Annotated in this window: 3 protein-coding genes; 2 read left to right on the top strand and 1 reads right to left on the bottom strand. The window is 66.1% G+C overall.

What is annotated here, in order from left to right; genetic code table 11:
• Window positions 1-216 (top strand): DUF3107 domain-containing protein (locus ELR45_RS08525; protein ID WP_240759307.1); only part of this gene is annotated, 216 nt, incomplete at its 5' end.
• A gap of 80 nt (window positions 217-296) precedes the next feature.
• Here the strand turns inward: ELR45_RS08525 and ELR45_RS08530 are convergent.
• Window positions 297-962: a ferritin-like fold-containing protein gene (locus ELR45_RS08530; RefSeq protein WP_129665782.1), complete on the bottom strand. Its 666-nt coding sequence runs from the start codon at window positions 960-962 to the stop codon at window positions 297-299.
• Window positions 963-1,233: 271 nt separating this feature from the next.
• Between ELR45_RS08530 and ELR45_RS37255 the strand changes: the two genes are divergently transcribed.
• On the top strand, window positions 1,234-1,473 hold a 240-nt coding region (locus ELR45_RS37255), incomplete at its 3' end, for a DEAD/DEAH box helicase (RefSeq protein ID WP_205856256.1).

The raw sequence follows: 1,473 nt of genomic DNA on the forward strand, positions 1-1,473 counted from the left end.
ATCGGTGTGCATAATGCACCGCGAGAGCTAGTGCTCGAGAGCAGCCAGACCCAGGACGAGGTTGCCACGGCAGTGCGGACAGCGCTCGCCGACGAAAACGGCGTTCTCGAACTGGCCGACGAGCGTGGGCGACAGGTGGTCGTCCGATCGACGTATCTCGCCTACGTGGAGATCGGTGAACAGTCAGAACGCCGCGTCGGTTTCGGCTCCATCTAGCGCTCCAGCCCAGCCGCACGTCCGCGGCCACACCGCCGGGTGACACACTCGTTCGCCCGGCGGTGGTCTGGGCTATAGGACTATGAAGCAAGACCTAACGTAGACATACGCTTGGAATGGCCCTCGGTGAGCCGGGCGAACACACGGCCCAGCTCGGCGAGGTCCATGCCCGGCCGCCCCTTGCCGCCGACGATGATCGCGGCCAGGGCGTCGCGGTCCGCCGCCACCCGCTGAGCTTGAGCGAGTGCCTCGCCGACCAGCCGGCGCCCCCACAACGCGAGCCTCCCGGAGACGCTGGGGTCCTCGGCGATGGCCGAACGCACCCGGTCAATGACGAAGTCCGCGTGGCCCGAGTCGGCGAGCACCTCTGTCACCAGAGCGCGGGTGCCGTCGTCGACCGCAACGGCGATCTCGCGATAGAAGTCGGTGGCGATCTGGTCACCGACATAGGCCTTCACCAGGCCCTCCAGCCAGTTCGACGGCGTTGTCTTGGCGTGGAACGACACGTACGCGTCGTGGAACGGTTCCATCGCCTCATCGATCGAGACACCCAGCTCGGCGAGGCGATCACGGATACGCTCGAAATGATGGAACTCAGCTACGGCCATGCCGGCCAGCGCGGCCTGGTCGCCCAGCGTCGGCGCCATCTCGGCATCCGCCGCCAGCCGCTGGAACGCGGTCAGCTCGCCCACACCGAGGGCGCCCAGCAGATCGACAATGCCGGCCCGGTACTCAGGGTCGTTCATCAGGGGTTCCACGCCGCAACCATAGCCGCAACCGCCGTGCCTCCGCCCGGTGTGGATCCGTCATGCGGCTCCGCGACACCCACCACGCGCAGATACCACGTTCAGGTTGCACACGTACCGTAGACTAGTGTGAGAAACAGCTGGCGCTCACATACGAACGGGCGCTTCCGGGGTACATGATGTCCAGCCGTGGCGCGGTGCCTCCCGAGATGAACGCTCGGGTGAGCGGCCCCATGGACGTGGAATCGGGCCCTCGGAAACCCACGACCTAATGAGGCGAAACACTCTGGCTACCTTCAGAGAACTGGGGGTCCTGCCCCCTATCGCCGACGCGCTTGAACGCGTCGGCATCATCGAACCGTTCCCGATCCAAGAGCTGGCGCTTCCTGCCGCTCTGACCGGCAGTGACCTGATCGGACAGGCCCGCACAGGAACCGGGAAGACGTACGCGTTCAGCATCCCCCTGCTCCAGCGCATCGTCGCACCGGATGACCGTGACTATGCCGAGGCC

The organism is Phytoactinopolyspora endophytica (assembly GCF_004138495.1).
Lineage (GTDB): Bacteria > Actinomycetota > Actinomycetes > Jiangellales > Jiangellaceae > Phytoactinopolyspora > Phytoactinopolyspora endophytica.

Coding starts and splice junctions, on each gene's coding strand:
- ELR45_RS08530 (WP_129665782.1), bottom strand. CDS start 962: ATGAACGACCCTGAGTACCGGGCCGGCATTGTCGATCTGCTGGGCGCC.